The sequence below is a fragment of the Aminobacter sp. P4_H6_2 genome (genome assembly GCF_056400805.1).
The window spans coordinates 1-2,062 of sequence record NZ_JBFUKO010000814.1; the positions used below are offsets into that span (position 1 = coordinate 1).

The 2,062-nt window shown below is 64.3% G+C and carries 2 protein-coding genes and 1 pseudogene; all 3 read left to right on the top strand.

Translation table 11 applies throughout. The features are described from left to right. On the top strand, positions 1-323 hold a 323-nt coding region (locus AC1DUU_RS30480), incomplete at its 5' end, for an NAD(P)H-dependent oxidoreductase (protein ID WP_476787046.1). Positions 324-419: 96 nt separating this feature from the next. Then, entirely contained in the window at positions 420-1,769 is a 1,350-nt protein-coding gene (locus AC1DUU_RS30485; RefSeq protein ID WP_476787047.1) for an LLM class flavin-dependent oxidoreductase, read from the top strand. A 17-nt stretch (positions 1,770-1,786) separates the two neighbouring features. After that, a pseudogene (locus AC1DUU_RS30490) lies at positions 1,787-2,062 on the top strand (ABC transporter permease); the annotation flags it as partial.

The following is a 2,062-nucleotide window of genomic DNA, read 5'->3' on the forward strand; positions in this document are numbered from 1 at the left end:
GTGCGCCCACCATCAAAGGCAGCTACACCGGCCTGTTCAAGCATTTCTTCGACCTGCTCGACCCAACCTCGCTGAAAGGCAAGCCTGTCATTTTGGCCGCGACTGGTGGCGGTGAGCGCCATTCGCTGATCGTCGAACACCAGCTTCGCCCGCTCTTCGGCTTCTTCGAGGCGCTGACAATCCCGACCGCCATCTACGCTTCCGACAGGGATTTCGCTGACGGTGTGATTGTGTCCGAAGCCATCCGCTCCCGTGCCCAGCAGGCGGTCGACGAGGCCTGTCGGGTCGTGCAGGCACGCACTAGCGTTTCCTTGGCCGCCTGAGCCCAGGCCGCAAACCAGCAAAAAACTCATCCGACCTGACCAACCTGCGGCCTTCGCCGCCGGATCGACCTTTGTCGTCTTCACAAGGAGATCGTTATGACCAGACAGATCAAACTTGGCGCCTTCCTGCCCGGCGGCGGACAGCACATTGCCGCTTGGCGTCATCCCGGCTCGCCTGCCGACGGCGCGACCAATTTCGCCTTTCACACCGAGCTCGCACTTACCGCCGAGCGCGGCCTGTTCGACGCTTATTTCCTGGCCGACAATCTGTCAGTCGGCCTCGGCGGACGCGAAGGCGGCAACGCCAAGATCGCCGGCTTCGAGCCGGTCACGCTGTTTGCGGCGCTGGCACCGCTGACCACGCATTTGGGCTTCATCGCCACCGCCTCCACCACCTACGAAGAGCCTTATACGCTCGCCCGCAAATTTGCCTCGCTCGACCTTTTGTCGAATGGCCGCGCCGGCTGGAATGTCGTCACATCCGCCGGCGACGAAACGGCGCGCAATTTCAATCGCGACAAACAGCCCGACCATGCCGACCGCTATGCCCGTGCCAGGGAGCACGTCGATGCCGTCAAGGCGCTGTGGGACAGCTGGGAAGACGACGCCTTCATCCGCGACAAGCAGACGGGGCGTTTCTACGATCCCGCCAAGGTCCACGACATCGACCACAAGGGCGCGCATTTCGCCGTCAAGGGACCGCTCAACGTGCCCCGTCCGGTGCAAGGGCATCCAGTCGTCGTCCAGGCCGGCCAGTCCGAGGACGGGCGCAGGCTGGCAGCGCTTTCGGCCGAAGTCATCTTCACTGCGCACCAGAACCTCGCTTCGGCGCAGGAGTTCTATCGCGACATCAAAGCTCGCGTGATCGCCGAGGGCCGCGTCCCTGAACATGTTCTGATCATGCCTGGCGTCGCCCCCTTCGTCGGTCGCACCGAAGACGAAGCCCGCGCCAAATACGACAAGCTCAATGAGCTGATCCTGCCCGAGGACGGCGTCGCGCTTCTCAACGGGCTGACCGGCGGCACCCTCGACATCAGGGGCTATCCGCTCGACGGGCCGCTGCCCAAGAGCGCGGAAACCGAAGGCATGAAGAGCCGCCAGGCGCTGCTCCGCCAGATCGCCGACGAGCATAACTTCACCATCCGCGAACTCTACCACTGGGTGGCGACAGCGCGCGGCCACTACACGGTTGTTGGCAGCGCCACCCAGGTCGCCGATCAGCTCGAAGAATGGTTCCACAACAAAGCCGCCGACGGCTTCAACATCCTGCCGCCATGGCTGCCGGGTGCGCTCGACGACTTCGTCGATCTCGTGGTGCCCGAGCTTCAGCGCCGGGGCCTGTTCCGCACCGCCTATGAGGGCCGCACGCTGCGCGACAATCTCGGCCTGCCACGCCCGGTGAACCCCTGGACCTTGAGCCGCAGCTCGCTGCAGGCCGCCGAATAATCGCAAAGGAGAAGACGATGAGTTTGCAGCACATAGAGCAGCCGACCGTCATCGGCGCGGGCATCAGCGACGGCACGGCCGGCATCGAATACGTACAGCGCAGCGGCCAGGCAGCGGCGCGCTTCCTGTCACGCTACGGCGTTTTGCTCGGCTTCCTCGCGCTCTGGCACATTTCCAGCACCAGGGGCTGGATCAACCCTGCGGTCATCCCACCGCTCGACGCCATCGTCGCGGCACTGTGGAAAGGCGTCGTCGGCGGTGCCTTGCTCGACGACATCGCCATCTCCCTGCAG

Bases quoted from the DNA above. Each gene is read 5' to 3' on its own strand.
- AC1DUU_RS30485 (WP_476787047.1), top strand. From the start codon at position 420: ATGACCAGACAGATCAAACTTGGCGCCTTCCTGCCCGGCGGCGGACAG.